The following is a 21975-nucleotide window of genomic DNA, read 5'->3' as shown; positions in this document are numbered from 1 at the left end:
GGCCCTTCTCGGGCAATGATCGGACATGTAGGCGCCAGCGGTGCGGCGATCCGCTGGCGCCTACGAAAAGCGGTTTACTCGGTTAACTGACTGGCATTACCCTCCTCAGGCCTTTTTTGTACTCAAACCAAACTCACTTGGTCCGCCAGGACTCGACAGTGGCAGAGCCGAATTTGGCTTTCCACTCCCTCAGTATCTTCTGGTTGCCGCCCTTGGTCTCGACGACTTCGCCAGTGTTTGGATTTTTGTAGATCTTCACCTGGCGCGGCTTGCGTGTGCCGGATTTCGGCGCGGTTACTGATGCGCGACGACCCGTTTGTGGCTCAAGAAGATTGATCACGTCTTTCAGGCTATAGCCGTATTTGGCTAGCAAATCACGCAGCTTCTTTTCGAAATCAATTTCCTTTTGAAGGCCTGCATCACCTTTCAGTGCTTCGAGCGCCTGGAGCTGTTTAGCCAGATGTTTTTCCAGTTGACGGAACTCTACGAGCTTGGACATGTAAAACCTCATATGTGTTTTGTATGTACATGTGACAGAGCCAGCTAAAGAAAAGTCCCCCTACAATGACCGTTGACTGATCTAAATCAGATGCTTGAACAACAAACGAAGTCAGCTTGTTGTCTCAAGTCTCCTGCTTTGGAGTCATACCCTGTCGGCCATTTCTTTTTGCTGTTCAGAACCCCAAAAGCCATCTTCGATGAGACTAACTGGCGATAAATCTGTTCGATGGGCTATTTCCCGACCTTGAGCATGGCAATCAGGGCTATGGTCAATGTGTTGAGCAGATCAAGGAGTTTCCGATGGCCGACTCAAACAAGAAAATGAGCCTCATGGGGCTCACCACTCTGGTGACGGTGAACATGATGGGGTCGGGCATCATCATGTTGCCGACGAGCATGGCCCAACTCGGGGCCGTTTCGTTGCTGTCATGGATCGTCACTGCCGTCGGTTCGATGGCCATCGCTTACTGCTTTTCCCAGTGCGGCATTTACTGCCTGCGCTCAGGCGGGTTGTCTGCCTACACCGAAGAGGCGCACGCCAAATCAGGCTTCTTCCTCTGTTCGTACCTGTACTTTCTCTCGCTGGGCATCGCCAACGTGGCCGTCGCCATCTCTGCGGTGGGTTACATGACATCGTTCGTGCCCTGGCTGGGCAGTGGCGCCATTCCTCTGTTCATCGGTACGGTTGGCCTGCTCTGGTTGACCACCGTGGCCAACTTCGGTGGCCCCGGTATCACCGGCAAGATCGGCGCGATTACCGTGTGGGGGGTGATCATCCCGGTGGCAGGCTTGAGCATCATCGGTTGGTTCTGGTTCAAGCCCGATGTGCTGATTGCCGCCTGGAATCCGAACAACCTGCCGATCTCCGACGCTATCAGTAAGGCTATTCCCCTTACCCTGTGGGCTTTCCTCGGCATGGAGTCGGCGGCACAGGCCTCCGATGCAGTGGAAGATCCCAAGCGCACCGTACCGTTGGCCTGCCTGTTCGGCACGCTGGGTGCGGCAGTGGTGTATGTGCTGTCGACTACGGTCATCCAGGGCATCGTACCCAATGCCGAACTGGCCAACTCTTCGGCGCCCTTCGCGCTCGTCTATGCACATATGTTCACCCCCACGGTCGGCAACATCGTCATGGCGCTGGCGGTGATGGCCTGTGTTGGTTCGCTGCTGGGCTGGCAGTTCACCCTGGCGCAAACGGCCAAGATGACCGCTGACAGAGGCATGTTTCCGAAATTGTTCAGCAAGGTCAGCGCACAGGATGCGCCCATAGTCGGCATGCTCGTCTGCGGCGTCTTTCAGACCTTGATGGCGCTGTCGACCATCTCGCCCAATGCCAGCGCCCAGTTCGGAAAGCTCGTCAGCCTGGCAGCAGTGACCAACCTGATCCCATACGTGACAGCCGCCACCGGCCTGCTGGTCATGATGTACAAAGCCAAAGTCAGTACAGGGGTCTACACCCGCAACACGACGCTTTTACTGATCGCCGTGGCCTATTCGTTGTACGCCCTTTATGCCTGCGGCAAAGATGCCGTTTTCGGTGGACTCATTGTCCTTGCATTCGGCTACTTGCTCTATGGCTTCCTCTCCAAGCGTTTTGTCGATGTGTCTCCAACCGTTCAGACCAGGGCCGGCAATCCTTAGCTGTATCTTCAGGACAGCACAGACATCCGAATGTGGGGCGCCAAGGATATGAAAGTACAACTGACCAAAGCCACTAACTTGCTGTTCATCTGCCTGTTCACAATGGTGCCGGTACTGGCTGGTGCCAATACCCTTGAACGCCTGCGGGCAAGTAATACCTTCACCCTCGGTTACCTGCCGGACTTCGCACCCTTTACCGTCCAGGCAGGCGACAAAGCCAGCGGTTATGCGATCGAGCTTTGTCTGAAGGTCGCCGACAAAATCAAGACCGAGCTGGGTTTGCCCGCGTTGCAGGTACGTTACCGCCCCGTCTCCATCAACGACGAGATGAATGCCGTGAGCTCGGGCGAGATCGACATCCTCTGTACGCCGACGCCACCCACATTGGAGCGACGCAAGCGTGTGAGCTTCTCGGTTCCGATCTACACGGCCGGCCTCTCGGCAGTGGTGCGCCAGGAAGCGCCTGAGGCGTTGCTCAATGTACTTAATGGCAAAGTAGCCCATACCGGACCGACCTGGCGTGCGACCATCAATCATGGGCTGGCCAACCAAACCTATGCCGCCACCGCAGGTGGCGTCACCGAGGCATGGATCCGTCAACAGATGCGATTACTCGGGGTGGTGGCTACCCTGGTCACGGTCGAGAACACTGAAGCGGGCCTCAAACTGGTTGCCGAAGGCAAAGCCGATGCCTTCTTCGCCGAGCGCATGATGTTGAAGAATCTCCTCGCCAATAACTATTCCGCAGGGAATCTGGTCCTGCTGGATCGAATTTTCGAGTACTCGCCGACTTCAATGGCGGTGGATCGAGACGATGAAGATTTCCGTTTGCTGGTCGACACCGCGCTGAGTGAAATGTACCGATCGGGCGAGATCGAGCAGGCATACGACACCTACCTGGAAGGCATTACCGACACGGACAAAAAGCTGTTCAAGGTCTATGCGATACCGTAGAGGCAATCCTGAAAAGTACAACAGCCATCGCGGGCAAGCCCGCTCCCGCGGAGTTTTGTGAACGCCACAAAATCCCGTGTAGGAGCGAGGCTTGCCCGCGAAAAGGCCATCAAACTCAACACACATCCTTCAGGCCCGTCGCACCTGCAGCAACTGCGCCGCACACGATGCAATCCGCTGACACGCATCCGCCAGCCTCGCCTGATCCACCACCAGGCCAATGCGAATATGCCCCGCCGCGCTCGGCCCGAAGGCTTCGCCAGCCAGCACCGACACGCCGTACTCTTCCAGCAAACGCTCGGCAAAATCTTGCGCACCGAGCCCGGTCTGGCGCACATCGACCATCACGAACATCCCGCCATCCGGTTTGATTGGCCGGATACCCGGGCAACCGCTTAGCCTTGCGCACACCAGATCGCGACGCTGGCGATATTCCTCACGCATCAGCGCCACTTCCGGCAAATCTTTATCGAGCGCCACTTGCGCGGCGTTCTGGACGAAATCCGGAAGGCCGAACAGCATGCACAGCGACAGATGCATCAAATGTTCAGCCAACGGTTTCGGGCCGATCATCCAGCCCACCCGCCAGCCGGTCATGGCATGGGATTTGGACAGACTGTTGATCGTCGCGGTGCGCTCGGCCATGCCCGGCAGACTGGCCGGGCTGATGTGCTCGCCCTCAAACAACAGGTCGCTGTAGACCTCGTCGCTGATCAGCCAAAGGTCATGCCGCACACACAACGCTGCCAACGCTTGCCAACTCTGCAACGACAGACTGGCACCGGAGGGGTTATTCGGGCTGTTGAGCAAAATGACGCGGGTTTTTGAGGTGATCAGCGCCGCGACATCCGCCGGTTCAACCCGAAAGCCATTTTCCGGACGCACCGCCACCGGCACCACGCTGGCTCCGCAGGCACCGAACACGCCTTCATAGGTCACATACATTGGTTCGGCGACGATCACTTCATCGCCAGGGTCGAGCAGGCATTGGGCAACCGAATACACCGCGCACTGCGCGCCAGGCAATACGATCACATGGTCGGCATCTACCAACTGGCCGCTGCGCCGCTGATGACGGCTGGCGATGCTACTGCGCAGCGCGCGGGTGCCGCGTACATCCGAGTAATGGGTGTCACCCGCCAACAGGCTATCGATGGCGGCGTGAATGATCGGCAGCGGCGTGTCGAAATCCGGGTCGCCAATGGAAAGCAGCAACACGTCGACGCCCTGCTCGCGCAATTCCAGCGCTCGATCATGAATCTTCCAGGCTGCGGCTCCGTCACCATCGATTCGTTGGGTCAAGGCTGAATAGCGCATGTACTTCTCCTAACGCGCGAGTTCCAGTTTCAACCCTATCTCAAATCACGAAACGCGCCACCATCGCATTCAAATCAACCGCCAATCGCGACAGTTCGTGGGTGGCGGCGCTGGTCTGGTTGGCACCGGCGGCAGACTGGGTAGCCAGGTCGCGAATGTTCACCAGATTGCGGTCGACTTCACGGGACACCTGAGCCTGTTCTTCCGAGGCGCTGGCGATCACCAGGTTGCGTTCGTTGATCAGTTGAATCGATTGGGTGATCTGCTCCAGGGCGATACCCGCCGCACGAGCCATTTCCAGAGTGCTTTGGGTGCGCTGATTGCTTTGCTGCATCGATGAGACCGCTTCGCCGGTGCCGTTCTGGATGCCGGCGACCATCTTCTCGATTTCCTGGGTCGACTGCGCGGTGCGATGGGCCAACGCCCGGACCTCGTCCGCCACCACCGCAAAGCCACGCCCGGCTTCCCCGGCACGGGCCGCTTCGATCGCGGCGTTGAGGGCCAGCAGGTTGGTCTGTTCGGCGATGGCACGAATCACGTCCAGCACTTTGCCAATGTCGCGGCCCTGAGTCGCCAGGCCCTCGATCATCAACGCGGTGTTTTGCACGTCGTGGGTCATGGTCTGGATCGCGTCGACGGTTTCCACCACCCGGTCACGACCTTCGCGGGCCGCCTGGGTCGACTGGTTCGAGGCTTCGGAGGTCGACACCGCGTTGCGCGCCACTTCTTCCACGGCGGCAGTCATTTCGTTGACGGCGGTGGCGGCCTGTTCGATTTCGTTGTTTTGCTGTTGCAGGCCACGGGACGCTTCTTGCGTCACGGTGCTGAGTTCTTCCGCGGCGGCGCCCAGTTGCGTCGCGGAGCCGGCGATCTGTTCGATGGTTTTGCGCAGGTTGATCTGCATGGCGGACAAGGCGCCAAGCAAACGCGCCGGTTCGTCGTTGCCGTCGACTTCGATGACCTTGCTCAGGTTGCCGCCAGCAATGGTTTCGGCCGCAAGCACCGCACGGTTCAGCGGTGTGAGGATGCTGCGGGTCAACAGCCAGGCCAGCAGCACGGTCAGCAACGAAGCCATCACCGCCACCGTCACAATGCCGATAAAGGCTTCGTTGTAATGCTCGCCCGCCTTGGCCGACGCGACTTTGGCATCGGCGGCGTTGAGCGCCACCAGTTTGTTCAGTTGCTCGCCCATCTGATCGGTGCCTTCCTTGATCCGGGTATTGATCAGGGCGCGCATCTCCTCCAGTTTGTTCTGCCGCGACAGGTCCAGCATTTGGCTCTGGGCCTGCATGTAGTTGTCGAGGGTTGTCGCGAAGGTTTTGTACAGCGCGGCTTCTTCAGGGCCGGCCGGCAAGGCGGCATAGCTGGCTTGGGCGCTGCGCACCTTGTCGACGAGCACGCCGATGCGGGTCTGGGCTTCCTGCAATGCGGCCGGATCACGGTTGACCAGTACGCGGAACGAGAGAATCCGCAGCCGCAGGACGTTCTCCGTCACGTTACCCAGAAACCCGATGCTGGGTAACTGCGTGGCTTCCATGTCGATTGAGGCCTGGCGGATGATCGACATGCGGTTCACGGCAAACACACCCAGCACGATCACCAGCAAGGCAATGAAGGCGAAACCCAGGAAAGCTCGAGGCGCGATTTTCAGATTACGCAGTGACATAGGATGATCTCGGTAATTGAGGCGGCGAGCATCCTTGCGGGGGATCACTGTTCGGGTGGGCAATGGCGCGCGCACCTTTCAGTTTGGCGCCACTGTTGTAATAGGTTTGTGTGCGCCTGTTAGCTGTATCGGCCGGGGTTGAGGTTTTTGCAGGGGTTGGAGAAATATTTTTCGAGGGCGGCAGGAGTGTTTCAGTGGTGAAACAGATGCTGCGCGGAGATCGGCTTTGCGCAGTAGCTTTTGTGGCGAGGGAGCTTGCTCCCGCTGGGCTGCGAAGCGGCCCCAGAGAGTTTACGGCTGCTGCGCAACCGAACGGGAGCAAGCTCCCTCGCCACAAGAATTTCTTTCTGCTGAAGATTGAGTCAGGCCTTGCGAGCCGCCACCCGCCACACCCGCGCAATATCACGGGCGCGCTCGCGCAACAAACGCGGCGCCTCGGCGCAGGCCTGCTCCAGTGTCATCGGACCGCTTGCCAACGCGAAGGCCGCATCGATGCCATGCTCGTACAGCGCCTGATACCCCTCGCCCAAGGTGCCGGCGATGACGATGACCGGCACGCCGTGCTGGCGTGCGATGCGCGCCACGCCAAACGGTGTTTTGCCGCGCAGGGTCTGGGCATCGAAGCGACCTTCGCCGGTGATCACCAGGTCGGCGCCTTTGACCGCCTCGGCCAGCCCCACCAATTCGGCGACCACTTCCACCCCGGCCTGAAATTGCGCACCGAGAAACGCCTTGGCGGCAAACCCCAATCCGCCCGCCGCGCCGCTGCCCGGCTCGTCGCGCACGTCCTTGTCCAAAGCTTGTGCGCAGAGTTCGGCAAAGTGCTCGAGGGCCTGGTCCAGTTGTTCGACCTGTTCGGGTGTTGCACCTTTCTGCGGGCCGAAAATCGCTGAGGCGCCATGAGGGCCGCACAGCGGGTTATTGACGTCGGCGGCGATGTCGAAGCGCACCTTGGCCAGACGCGGATCGATCTCACTCAGATCAAGGCGGGCCAATTGCGCCAGGGCCAGACCACCCGGCACCAGGGTTTGGTCCTGAGCGTCCAGCAGTTTCACGCCCAAGGCCTGCATCGCCCCGGCGCCGCCGTCGTTGGTGGCGCTGCCGCCAATCGCCAGGATCACCCGTTGTGCTCCGGCATCCAGCGCGGCGCGGATCAATTCACCGGTACCGTAGGTGCTGCTGGTGCAGGCATCGCGCAGGTTCGGCGCAACCAATTGCAGGCCACTGGCCTCGGCCATTTCGATGATCGCGGTGTGACTCTGTGGCAACCAGCCCCACGCGGCATCGACCGTGGCACCCAACGGCCCGCGAACATGGGTACGGCGCAGTTCGCCGTCGCATGCGGCCAGAATCGATTCGACCGTGCCTTCCCCGCCATCAGCCATCGGGCACTTGATCAAGTGTGCATCCGGCCAGACTTCCGCCAACCCCAGCGCAATGGCCTCGGCCACACATTGAGCACTCAGGCTGTCCTTGAACGAATCGGGGGCGATGACGATTTTCATGCGAATTCTCCAGTTCCAATGCGTCCATGCTGCCAGCCGCCATGAACAATAACGCCGGTCCGCTGCACAAGCGGTCAAGAGGATTATTGTTCATTTCCACAAAACTCACTGCCTACATAATTCTCAACGTAGGAGCTGCCGAAGGCTGCGATCTTTTGATCTTGCTTTTTTCCGGCGCACTGAAGATCAAGATCAAAAGATCGCAGGCTTCGCCAGCTCCTACATTTGAACGCGTGCGAATGGATGCGCGTGATCGACCGGGGAATTGTGTGTATCAGTCGGTTTGGGGCAGGAGCTGGACTCCAAGGTAAAGCGCGAGCATTCCATCCAGCTTCAGCGGATCGACGCCGCTGAGTTCAGCGATTCGTTCCATGCGGTAACGCAGACTGTTGCGATGAATGCCCAACGCCTCGGCGCAGGCCTGGCTCTGGCCGTCGTGTTCGCACCAACTGCGCAGGGTCGCCAGCAGTTGGCCGTTGCCATCCTTGGCGATGACTTTGCGCAGCGGACGCAGCAGTTCATCCAGCGCATCGTCGTTGCGGTGCCGCCAGAGCATCACCGGTAGCCGATAGCGGTTCAGCGTCAGCAAGCGCGAATGCGGCAACACATCACGCCCGTAGGCCAGCAAATCACCGACCCGACGATAGCAGCGGCGCAATCCCGACAAGCCATCGGCCTGCCCGCCCACGGCAATGCGCAAAATATTCCAGCCTAGGCCATCGAGCTTCTCCAGCAGCCGATCATTTTCGATCGCAGGCGTCGCCGGTCGGCACCATAGCAACGAAGACTTGGCCGAGCTCACGCACCAACTGTCCGGATAACGCGACATCAGCCAGGCGCTGAGCGCTTCGACGGTCTGGCCCGGGCCGTGTTCCAGGCCCAACTCGAATAGATACGGCACTCGCGTCAACTGCGGTTTGAGCCCCAGTTGCTGCGCTTCGTCCAGCAACCGCGGCGAATCCCCCGCCTCGCTGAGCAGCAGCGCCAACAGATCGTCGCAACGCTGACGCCGCCATTGCTGCTCGGCCTGCTGATTGCGCTGGCCCACCAGCATCTCGGCGGTCATGCGCACCAGCTCGGCGTAGGTGCGCAATTGCTCGGGTTCGCCGGTAATGCCCAGCACCCCAATCAAACGCTGATCGAGCAATAGCGGCAGATTGATGCCCGGTTGCACGCCTTTGAGGTGAATCGCGGTCTGCGCGTCGATCTCGACCACGCGCCCGTTGGCCAGCACCAACTGCGCGCCTTCGTGGCGAGTGTTGATGCGCTCCGGTTCGCCGCTGCCGAGAATCAATCCCTGACTGTCCATGACATTGACGTTGTACGGCAGGATGGCCATCGCCCGGTCGACGATGTCCTGGGCCAGGTCGTGATCGAGTTCGAACATAGCGCGGTTCCTTGAAAACGTGATGGAACGGGTTGTACACCCGCACAGGCCTTGGTCATAAATCCTGTGCTCAGGCACAAAGACAACCACCCAAGGGGTGGCCGAGACTCACTGGGCGATCAACGTTACCCTTGCGTCGCAAAAAATCATAATAAAGAGAGAGCCCGCCATGTCACAGAGCGCCGCAGCTACCCTGGCCACCGCTGACGACAAAAACGCCGTTTACAAACGCATTACCCTGCGCTTGATCCCCTTCATCTTCATCTGCTACCTGTTCAATTACCTTGACCGGGTGAACGTCGGGTTCGCCAAGCTGCAGATGCTAGACGCACTGAAATTCAGCGAAACCGTGTACGGCCTCGGTGCCGGAATTTTCTTCATCGGCTACGTACTCTGCGGCGTACCGAGCAACCTGGCCCTGACCAAATTCGGCCCGCGACGCTGGATCGCGCTGATGATGATCACTTGGGGCACGCTCTCGACTTGCCTGCTGTTCGTCACCACACCGACCGAGTTCTACACTTTGCGCCTGTTTACCGGTGCGGCCGAAGCCGGTTTTTTTCCGGGTGTGGTGCTTTATCTCTCGCAGTGGTTCCCGACGTTCCGTCGTGGCCGCATCATGGCGCTGTTCATGTCGGCAATCCCGGTGTCCGGCCTGCTCGGCAGCCCGTTTTCTGGCTGGATCCTCAACCACTTCGGCGCAGGCCAGGCTGGTTTGGCCGGCTGGCAGTGGATGTTCCTGCTGCAAGGCATACCGACCGTTATTCTCGGCGCCCTCGCCTACTTCCTGCTCAGCGACAGCTACGCCAACGCCAAGTGGCTGACCCCTTACGAGCGTTCGGTGCTTGAGGCCGATCACGCGCAAGACCTGGCCAGCAAACCGAAAACCGCCACCGATTCCCTGCTGGCGGTGTTCAAGAACCCGGCGATCTGGGCCTTCGGCCTGATTTATTTCTGCATCCAGAGCGGTGTCTACGCGATCAACTTCTGGCTGCCGTCGATCATCAAGAATCTGGGTTTCAGCGATAACCTGGTGATTGGTTGGCTCAGTGCGATTCCGTATCTGCTGGCGGCGGTGTTTATGTTGATGGTCGGTCGTTCCGCTGATTTGCGCAAAGAACGCCGCTGGCACTTGGTGGTGCCGATGCTGATGGGCGCGGTGGGTCTGTTGATTGCGGTGAACTTCGCTGCCAACCCCGCCATTGCCATTCTCGGGCTGACCATCGCCACCATGGGCGCCCTTACCGGCCTGCCGATGTTCTGGCCCGTGCCGACCGCCATGCTCAGCGCGGGTGCGGCTGCCGGTGGGTTGGCGTTGATCAACTCCATGGGGCAGATGGCGGGTTTTCTTAGCCCGTACCTGGTGGGTTGGGTCAAGGACAGCACCGGGTCGACTGATGCGGCGCTGTATCTGCTGGCGGGTGTGATTGTTTGTGGGAGTTTGCTGGCGTTGCGCATGACGCGGACGTTGCGGGTTTAAAGGGCAAGATCAAAAGATCGCAGGCTGCGCCAGCTCCTACACGGGAATGATGTACACCCTGTAGGAACTGGCGCAGCCTGCGATCTTTTTGCTTTGCATGCTTTTGTGGCGAGGGGCTGTTGTGGCGAGGGGGCTTGTCGGAGTGCCGCATCAACCCGTTCGGCTGCGAAGCAGTCGTAAACCCGTTACATGCGGTTCAACTTTGAAATGCCGGGGCCGCTTCGCGCCCCAACGGGGGCAAGCCCCCTCGCCACAGGTGATCGGGCCTAATAATTCCGATTGCTCCCAGTCACGGTTCTGGTATTTGATTAGGGCTTTCTGACCGGTAAAAGGATTTCGTCATGAGCTATCGCACGCTGGGTCATTCGGGTTTACAGGTGTCGACCCTTACATTGGGCACCATGATGTTCGGCGAACAGACCAGCACCGAAGATTCCCTGCGAATCATCGACAAGGCCTGGGACCAGGGCATCAACTTCATCGACACTGCGGACGTGTACACCAACGGCCGTTCCGAAGAGATCGTCGGCGAAGCGATCGCCAGTCGGCGGCAGGAATGGGTACTGGCCACCAAGGTCGGCTTCGGACCGGTGGACGGTATGCCGAACCGCAGCGGCCTGAGCCGCAAGCATCTGTTCAACGGCATCGACGCCAGCCTGACGCGGTTGGGCACCGATTATCTGGACATCTATTACCTGCACCGCGAAGACCACAACACGCCGCTGGACGTCACGGTGTCCGCCATTGGCGATTTGATCCGCCAGGGCAAGATCCGCTACTGGGGCCTGTCGAATTACCGTGGCTGGCGTATTGCCGAAGTCATCCGCATCGCCGACAAACTCGGTGTCGACAGGCCGGTCATCAGCCAACCGCTGTACAACATCGTCAACCGTCAGGCGGAAACCGAACAGATCACTGCTGCACAAAACTATGGCCTCGGCGTGGTGCCATACAGTCCTCTTGCACGTGGTGTGCTCAGCGGCAAGTACGCGCCCGACGTGACACCGGACGCCAACAGCCGCGCGGGCCGTCAGGACAAACGCATTCTGGAAACCGAATGGCGGGTGGAGTCGTTACGCATTGCCCAACAGATCCAGGAATACACGCAGGGCCGTGGCGTGGGCATCGTCGAGTTCGCGATTGCCTGGGTACTGAACAATGGCGCTGTGACTTCGGCCATCGTCGGGCCTCGCACTGAGGAACAGTGGGATGCGTACACCAAGGCGCAGGCGGTGACGATCACGGCTGAGGACGAGGCGTTTATTGATTCGCTAGTGACACCGGGTCACGCGTCGACGCCGGGGTTCAATGACATGAGCCACTTTGTACCAGGGCGTAAACTGCGCACGGTTTGAGATTAATCGCGAGCAGGGCTCGCTCCCACAGGGTTTTGTGTCGATCACAAGATCTATTGGCGTTCCCGGCCAACTGTGGGAGCGAGCCTGCTCGCGATGGCGGTTTCACATTCAGCATTGATGTTGACTGGCAGTCCGCTTTCGCGGGCCCGCTCCCACAGGGTTTTGTGTGGATCACAAGATCTACAGTCGATCACGGCCAACTGTGGGAGCTAGCCTGCTCGCGATGGCGGTTTTGCATCCACCATTTGTCTGTGCTTCTGCCACACTCGATGGGTGTTGATCGTTCGGACAATATTCAACACAAAAACCACGTATCCTGCGCGCCCCGTTTGACCTTCAACCCGCGAGGACAGTTTGTCTAAAGGTATCGCTCTATCGGTTACAGCCTCGATGCTGTTTGCCGTCATGTATTACTACACATCGCTGCTCTCCCCCTTGAGCGGCGTAGAAATCTTCGGTTGGCGGATGCTGCTGACCGCGCCGTGCATGACCGTGTTCATGGTGGTGTCCGGTGAATGGAAGCGCGTGGTCGAGATTGTTCGGCGGCTGGCTGGCAAGCCGAAGCTGATTGTCGGCCTGATTGGCTCCGCAGTGCTGCTGGGTCTGCAACTCTGGTTGTTCATGTGGGCACCGCTCAACGGTTATAGCCTCGACGTGTCGCTGGGGTATTTCCTGTTGCCGCTGTCCATGGTCCTGACTGGGCGAATCGCCTATGGCGAGCGTCTTTCCTATCTGCAGAAAATCGCCGTGTTCTTCGCCAGCCTTGGCGTGCTCAACGAGTTGTATCAGGTCGGCGGTTTTTCCTGGGCGACCTTGCTGGTGGTGGTTGGCTATCCGATCTATTTCATCCTGCGCAAACGCCTGGCGACAGACAACCTTGGCGGGCTCTGGCTGGACATGGCGTTGATGCTGCCGGTGGCGTTCTGGTTCGTGCAGGGCGGCGAGCAAGGTTTCGGCGTGTTTGATCAACATCCGTGGCTGTCGCTGTTGATCCCGATACTCGGGGTGATCAGTGCTTCGGCGCTGGTGGTCTACATCATTGCCAGTCGGCTGCTGCCGTTCAGCCTGTTCGGGTTGTTGAGTTACGTCGAGCCGGTGCTGTTGCTCGGCGTTGCGTTGCTGCTGGGGGAAAGTATCAAGGCCGGCGAATGGCTGACCTATATTCCGATCTGGTTGGCGGTGGTGGTATTGGTGTTTGAAGGGTTCAAGCATTTGATGCGTCATCGACGCCCGTAACATTGCATGCACAATGAAATGTGGGAGCGAGCCTGCTCGCGATAGCGGTCTTTCAGCCAACATCCATGTTGAATTTGAAGTCCCCATCGCGAGCAAGCTCGCTCCCACAGTTTTAAAGCTGAACCGGGTTAATCGGTAGAGAGCACACCCCGACGAACCTGGTCACGCTCGATGGATTCAAACAGTGCCTTGAAGTTGCCTTCGCCGAAGCCATCGTCACCTTTACGCTGGATGAATTCAAAGAACACCGGGCCCATCAGGGTTTCCGAGAAGATCTGCAGCAGCAGACGCTTGTCGCCCGACTCGGACGAACCGTCCAGCAGAATGCCCCGCGCTTGCAATTCGTTGACCGGCTCGCCGTGATTCGGCAAACGGCCTTCGAGCATTTCGTAGTAGGTGTCCGGCGGCGGCGTCATGAAGCGCATACCGATGCTTTTCAAGTGATCCCAGGTCTTGATCAGGTCATCGCTGAGGAAGGCCACGTGCTGGATGCCCTCCCCGTTGAATTGCATCAGGAACTCTTCGATCTGCCCGGCGCCCTTGGAGGACTCTTCGTTCAGCGGGATACGGATCATGCCGTCCGGCGCGGTCATGGCCTTGGAGGTCAGGCCGGTGTATTCGCCTTTGATATCGAAGTAACGGATTTCACGGAAGTTGAACAGCTTTTCGTAGAAGTTGGCCCAGTAGGCCATGCGCCCGCGATACACGTTGTGGGTCAGGTGATCGATGATCTTCAGGCCGGCCCCGACCGGGTTGCGGTCAACGCCTTCGATGAACACGAAGTCGATGTCGTAGATCGAACTGCCTTCGCCGAAACGGTCGATCAGGTACAGCGGCGCGCCGCCAATGCCTTTGATCGCCGGCAGGTGCAGCTCCATCGGACCGGTTTCGATGTGGATCGGTTGGGCGCCGAGTTCCAGGGCACGCTTGTAGGCCTTTTGCGAATCCTTGACGCGGAACGCCATCCCGCACACCGACGGGCCATGCTCGGCCGCGAAGTACGACGCCACGCTGTTGGGTTCGTTGTTGAGGATCAGGTTGATCGCGCCCTGGCGATACAGGTGCACGTCTTTGGAGCGGTGGGTCGCGACCTTGGTGAAGCCCATGATCTGGAAGATCGGCTCCAGGGTGTTAGGGGTCGGCGATGCGAATTCGATGAACTCAAAGCCCATCAGGCCCATTGGGTTTTCGTATAAATCTGCCATGGTTGGCGCCTCATCATTTTCTTGTCAATTAACGGATCGTTAGTTGCTAGCAATGCTGAGACCGGCGGGTGGCGCGCAGGAGATGCCCCGCACGCTGCGGGCGAGGAAGTCACCGTAGATCAATTGAAACCCAAAACTCTTCATTGTCGACCCAAGGCTCTTGCGGGCGAGGCTTCTGCTGCCAGAAGACGATTATTCTTATATGCGTAACCCGATTCTACACAGCGTAAATCAGTTTGTCCGCCTTCTTATAAAATCCCCCTTTTTGTAGCGTGCGCAAGCGGTTTGTTGCACAGAAAAATCCCCGCCAGGATCAGCCCGCCGCCCAGGCACATCACCAGTGTCAATTGCTCGCCCAGCAACAATGCGCCAAACAGAACGGCGGTCAGCGGGTTCAAGGCGATGAACACACCCGAACGCGTCGCACCGATTTTGCGGATACCGTCGTAATAACCAATATAGGCCAGTGCCGAACCCAGCACGCCCAGGTACAGCAGGCTCAACCATTGTTGCGTGCCGAGTTCAGCCAGTGCCGCGACACTCAGCTCACCACGCACGGCGCTGGTCACCCAGAGCATCAGCGTGCCCAGCAAAATCGAGTACGTCACCGTCTGCACCGGCCCCAACGTTTGATTCAGGCCTTTGGAGAACAGAGAATAAATGCCCCAGCCGAGCACGCAGCCGAAAATCAACAGATCGCCGATCCAGGCATCAGTACCACCGGCCAGTAACTGCGGATTGCGGCTGACGATCACCAGGCTGGCGCCGGCAATGCAGATCGCAATGCCGGACACTTTCGCCCCACTCAGCCGCTCCTTGAACAATAGCCACGACGCCAGGCCGATCACGGCCGGATTCAACGCCACGATCAACGACGCCCGTGACGCGTTGATGTAATGCAGCCCATAAAAGAAGCACAGGTTGTAGAAGAAAATCCCGAAAAAACCCAGCAACGTCAGTTGCAGCCATTGCCGAGGGCTGGGGCGTACCAAAGGCACCCGCGCCAGCAACAGAAACAGCAGCAACGCCACGCTCGCCAGCAAGAACCGCAGGCTCGCGGCCAATAACGGACTGAGGCTATCGGCCAGAAATCGCCCGGCGACGAACGTCCCGCCCCAGATCATGGTGACCGCGGCCAGTTTCAGATAAACCGGTACATCGGAAGTTTTCGCAAGTGTCTGTTCGTACGTAGTCATTAAGTCTCCACCATCAGAAATCGGGTACATGGCATAACCAGTCAGTTAAGCCATAGCGCACCCGTAGCAGCTGCCGAGCCCGCGAGGCTGCGTTCGACTGCGCAGCAGTCGCAAAATCAGGGACTGCGGCACGTCAGGTAGACCGCATCAGCCGGATTCACGACTGCTTCGCAGCCGAACGCAGGCTTCACCAGCTGTTACAGATTGCGATCGGCCTCGGCACATGGCGTATCATTCTGCTAATACCCGATCATCGTAAAATGAGTAAATACTCATGACCCTGACTCAACTCGAGATTTTCTCGCTGGTGGCCGAACTGCGCGGTTTCACGGCGGCAGCCCATCGTTTGGAGATTTCCCAATCCGCGGTGTCCCACGCGCTCAAGTCGCTGGAACAGGAACTGGGTGTAGAACTGCTGCGTCGGCATCAGTCTCAGGTCGAGCTGAGTGACATCGGCCAGCAGCTGTTACTGCGCGCTCGGGCGATGCTCGGGCTGGCCAACACGTTGCGCCAGGAAGCGGCGGATGCCCGCGGGATGAAACGCGGCACCCTGCGCATCGGCTCGTTCGGCCCGACTTCATCGATCAAACTACTGCCGAAAATCCTGCAGCATTACCGCGCCGCACACCCGGGCATCGAGGTTCACATCGACGAAGGGCCGGATCGCCAAGTGATCCAGTGGCTGGAAGAGCGACGTATCGATATCGGCTTCGTGGTGTTGCCCCTGGAGCGTTTCGACACTTTTGGGCTGATCGAAGACCAGATGGTCGCGCTGCTGCCTGCCGACCATGCGCTGGCCGGTCGCGACAGTTTGAGCTTGAGCGATTTATGCCACGACCCTTTTGTACTGACCGAAGCCGGTTCTTCGGAACTGGTATCGCGCTTATTCAACGCGGCGCGGTTGACGCCGAATATTCGCTATCGCTGTTCGCAGTTGCTCAGCACACTGGACACCGTAGGCCGTGGCGACGCCCTGACCGTTGTCGCCGAAAGCTCTTTGCCTGACCACAACGACAACCGCTACGTGAAAAAACCGCTGTCGCCACCGGTCAGCCGCCAAGTCGGGCTGGCGGTGCTCGATCAGCGTCAGTCATCACCTGCGACGCTGGCCTTTATCAAACTGGCTTCAAGCCTGAATGATCATTGAACGGCATAGGTGCTGCCGGCCAACTATCATGGCTGAACTCTTCTGGGAGGCGTGTCGCCCTGCCAGCCTTTGAGAGCCCTCTTTTATCGCGATGGATTTGCGAATGCAATTGAACGTCAAAAGTCGCCGCAAACGCGGCACCCGGATCGTCGTGACCGTTCTGAGCGCGCTGCTCCCGGTGGCGTTGGGGGGCGCCATCCTCTATCTGCAGGCTGAACGTACGCTCAAGCAAAGTACCGAACTGTCTGGCGAAGAAGCCGTTCGCCAATTCGAGCTGATGCTCGACAACACCGCACTAGCGGCGCAAGAACTACTGCCTCTGGCCGGCCAAAACTGCAACGACGTTAAACTGGCCCTGCGTGAACAAGTCACCCGCCGACCATTCGTGCGCTCGACCAATCTTGTATGGAACACCAACCTCTATTGCAGTTCGTTGTTCGGTGAATATCAGGAAAAGATCAATCCCGACGATTACACCCAAGGCAAGCTATGGCTCATGAACGGCAATCCAGTCACGCCCAATACCGCGTTGTTGGTGTATCGGCTGAATGAAGGAAACCAGGGCGCATTGACTACGCTGGACGGTTATCACCTGAGTAACGTGCTGCGCCTGATTGGTCGCAAAACATTATTGTTGCTGCAAGTCGGCCCCCACTGGTTGTCAGCCGACGGCAAGGTCCATGACGATGCCCTGCCCGCCTTGCCCGTGGCGCTAAACACGCTGGCGTCTTCGCGTTATGCCTTTACCGTTACCGCAGGTTTTCCCGAAGGAGAAACCTGGCGTTACATGCGCAGTGAGTACCCGCCGCTGTTCAGTCTGTTGATGTTCTTCAGTGTGGTCTCCGGCTCAATCGGACATGTGCTGCAGAAACGCTCGATGTCGCCGAGCCGTGAAATGCAGCGGGCGCTGGAGGCAGCAGAGTTCATTCCTTATTTTCAGCCCGTGGTGCACGGCGACAATAAGCAGTGGTCCGGCGCCGAAGTATTGATGCGCTGGGAACATCCCAAGGAAGGCCTGGTGCGCCCTGATCTGTTCATCCCGTTTGCCGAACATTCCGGGCTGATCGTGCCGATGACTCGCTCCTTGATGCGACAGACCTGCGCATTGCTGGCTCCCCTATCGACCTCGTTCGACAGGCCGTTTCACATTGGCATCAACATTACCGCCAGTCACTGCCGGGATCTGGAACTGGTCGAAGACTGCCGTGAATTCCTCAGCGCTTTCGCCCCGGGCAGCATCAACCTGGTGCTGGAGCTGACCGAACGCGAACTCATCGAGCCGACAGCCATCACCCTGCAATTGTTCGAGCAGCTTCACGGGTTGGGCGTGATGATCGCGATCGATGACTTCGGAACGGGTCACTCAAGCCTGGGTTACTTGCGTCAGTTCAATGTGGACTTTCTGAAAATCGATCAGAGCTTTGTCTCCATGATTGGCGTTGACGCCCTGTCCCGACACATTCTGGACAGCATCATCGAACTGTCGGCCAAACTCGATCTGGGTATTGTCGCCGAAGGCGTGGAAACCGTAGAACAGAATGACTATCTGACGGCCCACGGCGTGAACTTCCTGCAAGGTTATCTGTTTGGTCGGCCGATGCCCGGCGCAGACTTCATTAGAGCATTAAGTGATCGTTAACTAACCGCTCTAAGGGGCGAAATCATGAAGATGCGCACCAAATTGAATCAAAAGACTACTCTTGTTACATGAAGAAAAAGTCAGGATTTACTCTTGGCCAATTAACTACTACAATTTTTCATGCCTGTGCAGAACTGGCAGGTGCGCCATTATCACCGAGTCGCTTCAAGGCTCTTGGCTTATAGCTTTGTTTGCGGTTGGTATCAGCCAAACACACTATTGGAGTAAAGATATTGTCCAGACTCGCTGAATTCCGTGCAGCTGAAAAGGCCCTTCAAGAACAGCTCAAGCAGTTGGAATCGCTGAAGAACGATGCCGGGCTCAAGAAAGAAATCGAATTCGAAGAAAAGCTCCAGGGGCTGATGAAAACCTACGGCAAGAGCTTGCGCGACATCATCGCCATCCTCGATCCAAACCCGGCAAAATCCGGCCTGCAGCAGGCAGCAGCGCCTAAAACCCGCCGCGCTCGCGTGGTCAAGGTGTATCAGAACCCGCACACCGGCGAACTGATTGAAACCAAGGGCGGCAATCATCGCGGCCTGAAAGCCTGGAAGGAACAATACGGTGCTGCCACCGTTGATTCCTGGCTGCGAGGCTAAGCACTCGCGATCATGAAAAAGCCCTGCAATGCAGGGCTTTTTCATGGACAGCGTCTAAATGCAACGAAAGTCGCCGATCAACTCGTTACATCCCGATGAACTTTATGCTTAATCCCTTTGGCTATCTAAAAAATGTCGAACACGCTGAAATCTACTGATACGTAAACCTTAAACTAAAGTTTCAAGCTGTTTCGAGCCGCCGCTATGTCGTCCTGACTTGCCTTATAAACCTCTGCCTGCCCCGCATAAGAAAGAACATAGGCCTTATCGGCGTCAACCGCCGCGACCAATGTTTGAGACAGCACATGTCGACCGTTCTGCGTAATCGTGCAGGTAGTTTCCAGCGCCGATAGCCGGCTTAAGGTAGTCGGGTGAATTTTAGTGCAAACGCTCTGATATCCACTCTGAAAAAAGTCCTTTTGCACCGACTTGCGCATTTCCAGGAGCACGCCTTCCAGGTTCACCTGATGACCACTTTCTACCTGAGTCATGGTCAACTCCATCACCATCACCGGCGTACCATCCTGATCGTTTTTTACCGCGCGTTGCCGGGATACCTGGGGTTTAGCCTCGTCTTGCGCAATAGCCTCGACGGTCCATCCGCCTGGCCAGGTCATGACCGGAGCCTCTGCATAAACGGGGGTAACACCTGAAAGCAGACACATCAGGACGAACATCGATTGACAGAATCGGGTCATTGCAATGAACACTCACGAATTGAGCCGTAAAGTCTGAGCCTCACCCGGCTGTCAGGCAAGCCTGCGGTTTTGGTTTGGCGATGCCGGAGCCCTTGCGTATCATTGTGACCATTCTTGGATTTTCCGGAGGGCCCCATGAGCCTGCACGAACTCAATACATTTCCCGGTGTGACTGCACAACCCGACACCGCCACCCAGAAGTTCGTCTTCAACCACACCATGCTGCGGGTCAAGGACATTACCAAGTCCCTGGATTTCTACACCCGCGTCCTGGGTTTCTCGCTGGTGGAAAAACGCGATTTCCCGGAAGCCGAGTTCAGTCTGTATTTCCTGGCGCTGGTCGATAAAAACCAGATCCCGGCCGATGCCGCGGCTCGCACCGAGTGGATGAAATCGATTCCCGGCATTCTCGAGCTGACCCATAACCACGGCACCGAGAACGACGCGGATTTCGCCTACCACAATGGCAACACCGACCCACGTGGCTTCGGCCATATCTGCATTTCGGTACCGGACATTCGTGCCGCGTGCGAGCGCTTCGAAGCGCTGGGCTGCGATTTCCAGAAACGCCTGAACGACGGCCGCATGAAGAGCCTGGCCTTCATCAAGGACCCGGATGGTTACTGGGTAGAAATCATTCAGCCTGCACCGATGTAAGCCCCACACACAGAAATGATCGTTCCCACGCTCTGCGTGGTAACGCCTCCTGTGACGCTCTGCGTCACGCTTTGGGACGCGGAGCGTCCCGGGCTGCATTCCCACGCAGAGCGTGGGAACGATCAGTGCGAGACACAAAAAAACCCCATGATCACTCATGGGGTTTTGTGTTTTCGGCGTCGGCGTTTATGCAGGCGCCGAGGTGCGGATCAAGTGATCGAATGCACTGAGGGAAGCCTTGGCGCCCTCGCCCACCGCAATCACGATCTGCTTGTACGGCACGGTGGTCACGTCACCGGCCGCAAACACGCCAGGCATCGACGTTTCACCGCGGGCATCGACGATGATCTCGCCACGCGGCGACAGCTCGATGGTGCCTTTGAGCCAATCGGTGTTAGGCAACAGACCTATCTGCACGAAGATTCCTTCCAGCTCGACAGTGCGCAACTCGTCCGACTGACGATCCTTGTAGCGCAGGCCGTTGACCTTTTGACCATCGCCAGTCACTTCAGTGGTTTGCGCACTGGTGATAACAGTAACGTTCGCCAGGCTGTGCAACTTGCGCTGCAATACCGCATCGGCGCGCAGTTGTACGTCGAACTCCAGCAGCGTCACGTGGGATACGATACCGGCCAGGTCGATGGCTGCTTCGACGCCGGAGTTACCGCCGCCAATCACCGCCACACGCTTGCCTTTGAACAGCGGACCGTCACAGTGCGGGCAGTACGCCACGCCCTTGTTGCGGTATTGCTGCTCACCGGGAACGTTCATTTCACGCCACCGGGCGCCGGTCGCCAAAATCACGGTCTTGGCTTTCAAGGACGCACCACTGGCGAAGTGGATTTCGTGCAGCGCGCCATTTTTGCCCGGCACAAGCTTGTCGGCGCGTTGCAGGTTCATGATATCCACGTCGTACTGCTTGACGTGTTCTTCCAGCGCCACGGCCAGTTTCGGCCCTTCGGTTTCCTGCACCGAGATGAAGTTCTCGATGGCCATGGTGTCGAGCACCTGCCCACCAAAACGTTCCGCCGCCACACCGGTGCGAATACCTTTACGAGCAGCGTAGATCGCCGCCGAAGCACCGGCCGGGCCACCGCCGACGACCAGTACATCAAAGGCTTCTTTAGCGCTGATTTTCTCGGCCTGGCGCTCGATGCCGCTGGTGTCGATCTTGGCGAGGATCTCTTCCAGGCCCATGCGGCCCTGGCCGAAGTTAACGCCGTTCAGGTAAACGCTTGGGACGGCCATGATCTGGCGCTCGTCGACTTCAGCCTGAAACAGCGCGCCATCGATGGCGACGTGGCGGATGTTCGGGTTCAGCACAGCCATCAGATTCAACGCCTGGACCACGTCCGGGCAGTTCTGGCAGGACAGCGAGAAGTAAGTCTCGAAGTTGAACTCGCCTTTGAGCGAGCGTATCTGTTCGATCACTTCAACGCTGGCCTTCGATGGGTGGCCGCCAACTTGCAGCAGGGCCAGCACCAAGGACGTGAATTCGTGGCCCATCGGGATACCGGCGAAACGCAGGCTGATGTCGGCTCCCGGGCGGTTGATCGAGAACGATGGCTTACGTGCATCGTCACCGTTGTCGAGCAAAGTAATCTGGGTAGAAAGACTGGCAACGTCTTTGAGTAATGCGAGCATTTCCTGGGATTTCGCACCGTCATCGAGGGATGCAACGATCTCGATCGGCTGGGTGACCCGTTCCAGGTACGATTTCAACTGGGCTTTAAGAGTGGCGTCCAACATACGGGCGATTTCCTTTATTCGTGTCGAAAAAAAACGCCCG

The 21975-nt window shown here is 58.2% G+C and carries 18 protein-coding genes; 9 read left to right on the top strand and 9 right to left on the bottom strand.

The window, feature by feature from the left end; translation table 11 throughout:
• Nucleotides 1-133: 133 nt before the first annotated feature.
• A complete protein-coding gene (locus ACZ9IM_RS18165) occupies nt 134-499 on the bottom strand; it encodes a histone-like nucleoid-structuring protein, MvaT/MvaU family (protein WP_476224633.1) in 366 nt (121 codons plus the stop codon).
• A 302-nt stretch (nt 500-801) separates the two neighbouring features.
• Here ACZ9IM_RS18165 and potE point away from each other — a divergent pair, with 302 nt between their 5' ends.
• Both potE and ACZ9IM_RS18155 read left to right on the top strand, forming a co-directional pair.
• On the top strand, nt 802-2142 hold the full coding sequence (potE, locus tag ACZ9IM_RS18160; protein ID WP_476224632.1) for a putrescine-ornithine antiporter: 1341 nt from the start codon (nt 802-804) through the stop codon (nt 2140-2142).
• Nucleotides 2143-2190: 48 nt separating this feature from the next.
• The gene (locus tag ACZ9IM_RS18155) at nt 2191-3096 is read left to right on the top strand and encodes an amino acid ABC transporter substrate-binding protein (protein WP_476224631.1); all 906 of its coding nucleotides are present in this window, start codon (nt 2191-2193) and stop codon (nt 3094-3096) included.
• A gap of 129 nt (nt 3097-3225) precedes the next feature.
• Here ACZ9IM_RS18155 and ACZ9IM_RS18150 read toward each other — a convergent pair whose 3' ends face one another.
• From ACZ9IM_RS18150 to ACZ9IM_RS18135, 4 genes are all read right to left on the bottom strand, one after another.
• On the bottom strand, nt 3226-4413 hold the full coding sequence (locus ACZ9IM_RS18150) for a pyridoxal phosphate-dependent aminotransferase (RefSeq protein WP_476224630.1): 1188 nt from the start codon (nt 4411-4413) through the stop codon (nt 3226-3228).
• Between the two features lie 40 nt (nt 4414-4453).
• The gene (locus ACZ9IM_RS18145) at nt 4454-6079 is read right to left on the bottom strand and encodes a methyl-accepting chemotaxis protein (protein WP_427623958.1); all 1626 of its coding nucleotides are present in this window, start codon (nt 6077-6079) and stop codon (nt 4454-4456) included.
• Between the two features lie 362 nt (nt 6080-6441).
• Entirely contained in the window at nt 6442-7584 is a 1143-nt protein-coding gene (locus tag ACZ9IM_RS18140; protein ID WP_476224629.1) for a glycerate kinase, read from the bottom strand.
• A 274-nt stretch (nt 7585-7858) separates the two neighbouring features.
• Nucleotides 7859-8971, bottom strand: coding sequence for a sugar diacid recognition domain-containing protein (locus ACZ9IM_RS18135; RefSeq protein ID WP_427623961.1), 1113 nt, complete (start codon nt 8969-8971; stop codon nt 7859-7861).
• A gap of 169 nt (nt 8972-9140) precedes the next feature.
• Here ACZ9IM_RS18135 and ACZ9IM_RS18130 point away from each other — a divergent pair, with 169 nt between their 5' ends.
• The 3 genes from ACZ9IM_RS18130 to rarD all read left to right on the top strand — a co-directional run bounded on the left by ACZ9IM_RS18130 (nt 9141) and on the right by rarD (nt 13045).
• Nucleotides 9141-10451 (top strand): MFS transporter, encoded by a 1311-nt coding sequence (locus ACZ9IM_RS18130; protein WP_063343739.1) that lies wholly within the window; start codon nt 9141-9143, stop codon nt 10449-10451.
• A gap of 341 nt (nt 10452-10792) precedes the next feature.
• Nucleotides 10793-11806: an aldo/keto reductase gene (locus ACZ9IM_RS18125; RefSeq protein ID WP_476224628.1), complete on the top strand. Its 1014-nt coding sequence runs from the start codon at nt 10793-10795 to the stop codon at nt 11804-11806.
• A 357-nt stretch (nt 11807-12163) separates the two neighbouring features.
• A complete protein-coding gene (rarD, locus tag ACZ9IM_RS18120; protein ID WP_476224627.1) occupies nt 12164-13045 on the top strand; it encodes an EamA family transporter RarD in 882 nt (293 codons plus the stop codon).
• Between the two features lie 128 nt (nt 13046-13173).
• Here the strand turns inward: rarD and hppD are convergent, their stop codons facing one another.
• The gene (gene hppD / locus ACZ9IM_RS18115) at nt 13174-14250 is read right to left on the bottom strand and encodes a 4-hydroxyphenylpyruvate dioxygenase (protein WP_008075434.1); all 1077 of its coding nucleotides are present in this window, start codon (nt 14248-14250) and stop codon (nt 13174-13176) included.
• A 248-nt stretch (nt 14251-14498) separates the two neighbouring features.
• Nucleotides 14499-15446, bottom strand: coding sequence for a DMT family transporter (locus tag ACZ9IM_RS18110; RefSeq protein WP_476224625.1), 948 nt, complete (start codon nt 15444-15446; stop codon nt 14499-14501).
• 274 nt (nt 15447-15720) lie between these two features.
• On the opposite strand from ACZ9IM_RS18110, the gene ACZ9IM_RS18105 reads away from it, so the two are divergent.
• The 3 genes from ACZ9IM_RS18105 (at nt 15721) to ACZ9IM_RS18095 (ending at nt 18831) form a co-directional block, all read left to right on the top strand.
• Entirely contained in the window at nt 15721-16593 is an 873-nt protein-coding gene (locus ACZ9IM_RS18105) for a LysR family transcriptional regulator (protein ID WP_427623966.1), read from the top strand.
• Between the two features lie 103 nt (nt 16594-16696).
• On the top strand, nt 16697-18232 hold the full coding sequence (locus ACZ9IM_RS18100; protein ID WP_476224624.1) for an EAL domain-containing protein: 1536 nt from the start codon (nt 16697-16699) through the stop codon (nt 18230-18232).
• A 233-nt stretch (nt 18233-18465) separates the two neighbouring features.
• On the top strand, nt 18466-18831 hold the full coding sequence (locus ACZ9IM_RS18095) for a histone-like nucleoid-structuring protein, MvaT/MvaU family (RefSeq protein ID WP_008075430.1): 366 nt from the start codon (nt 18466-18468) through the stop codon (nt 18829-18831).
• Between the two features lie 173 nt (nt 18832-19004).
• Here ACZ9IM_RS18095 and ACZ9IM_RS18090 read toward each other — a convergent pair whose 3' ends face one another.
• The gene (locus ACZ9IM_RS18090; RefSeq protein WP_427623969.1) at nt 19005-19508 is read right to left on the bottom strand and encodes a DUF4946 domain-containing protein; all 504 of its coding nucleotides are present in this window, start codon (nt 19506-19508) and stop codon (nt 19005-19007) included.
• A 156-nt stretch (nt 19509-19664) separates the two neighbouring features.
• Between ACZ9IM_RS18090 and gloA the strand changes: the two genes are divergently transcribed.
• Nucleotides 19665-20186: a lactoylglutathione lyase gene (gene gloA / locus ACZ9IM_RS18085; protein WP_008075428.1), complete on the top strand. Its 522-nt coding sequence runs from the start codon at nt 19665-19667 to the stop codon at nt 20184-20186.
• 186 nt (nt 20187-20372) lie between these two features.
• Here gloA and ahpF read toward each other — a convergent pair whose 3' ends face one another.
• The gene (gene ahpF, locus ACZ9IM_RS18080; protein ID WP_427623970.1) at nt 20373-21935 is read right to left on the bottom strand and encodes an alkyl hydroperoxide reductase subunit F; all 1563 of its coding nucleotides are present in this window, start codon (nt 21933-21935) and stop codon (nt 20373-20375) included.
• Nucleotides 21936-21975 lie beyond the last annotated feature (40 nt).

This window comes from Pseudomonas sp. TE12508, assembly GCF_056279485.1.
The sequence above is the reverse complement of the archived record's forward strand: the minus strand, read 5'-3'. Positions and strand labels throughout refer to the sequence as shown.

Coding starts and splice junctions, on each gene's coding strand:
- ACZ9IM_RS18135 (WP_427623961.1), bottom strand. CDS start 8,971: ATGTTCGAACTCGATCACGACCTGGCCCAGGACATCGTCGACCGGGCG.
- ACZ9IM_RS18125 (WP_476224628.1), top strand. CDS start 10,793: ATGAGCTATCGCACGCTGGGTCATTCGGGTTTACAGGTGTCGACCCTT.
- ACZ9IM_RS18165 (WP_476224633.1), bottom strand. CDS start 499: ATGTCCAAGCTCGTAGAGTTCCGTCAACTGGAAAAACATCTGGCTAAA.
- ahpF (WP_427623970.1), bottom strand. CDS start 21,935: ATGTTGGACGCCACTCTTAAAGCCCAGTTGAAATCGTACCTGGAACGG.
- ACZ9IM_RS18110 (WP_476224625.1), bottom strand. CDS start 15,446: ATGACTACGTACGAACAGACACTTGCGAAAACTTCCGATGTACCGGTT.
- potE (WP_476224632.1), top strand. CDS start 802: ATGGCCGACTCAAACAAGAAAATGAGCCTCATGGGGCTCACCACTCTG.
- gloA (WP_008075428.1), top strand. CDS start 19,665: ATGAGCCTGCACGAACTCAATACATTTCCCGGTGTGACTGCACAACCC.
- ACZ9IM_RS18090 (WP_427623969.1), bottom strand. CDS start 19,508: ATGTTCGTCCTGATGTGTCTGCTTTCAGGTGTTACCCCCGTTTATGCA.
- ACZ9IM_RS18105 (WP_427623966.1), top strand. CDS start 15,721: ATGACCCTGACTCAACTCGAGATTTTCTCGCTGGTGGCCGAACTGCGC.
- ACZ9IM_RS18100 (WP_476224624.1), top strand. CDS start 16,697: ATGCAATTGAACGTCAAAAGTCGCCGCAAACGCGGCACCCGGATCGTC.
- ACZ9IM_RS18150 (WP_476224630.1), bottom strand. CDS start 4,413: ATGCGCTATTCAGCCTTGACCCAACGAATCGATGGTGACGGAGCCGCA.
- ACZ9IM_RS18155 (WP_476224631.1), top strand. CDS start 2,191: ATGAAAGTACAACTGACCAAAGCCACTAACTTGCTGTTCATCTGCCTG.
- ACZ9IM_RS18130 (WP_063343739.1), top strand. CDS start 9,141: ATGTCACAGAGCGCCGCAGCTACCCTGGCCACCGCTGACGACAAAAAC.
- ACZ9IM_RS18145 (WP_427623958.1), bottom strand. CDS start 6,079: ATGTCACTGCGTAATCTGAAAATCGCGCCTCGAGCTTTCCTGGGTTTC.
- hppD (WP_008075434.1), bottom strand. CDS start 14,250: ATGGCAGATTTATACGAAAACCCAATGGGCCTGATGGGCTTTGAGTTC.
- ACZ9IM_RS18140 (WP_476224629.1), bottom strand. CDS start 7,584: ATGAAAATCGTCATCGCCCCCGATTCGTTCAAGGACAGCCTGAGTGCT.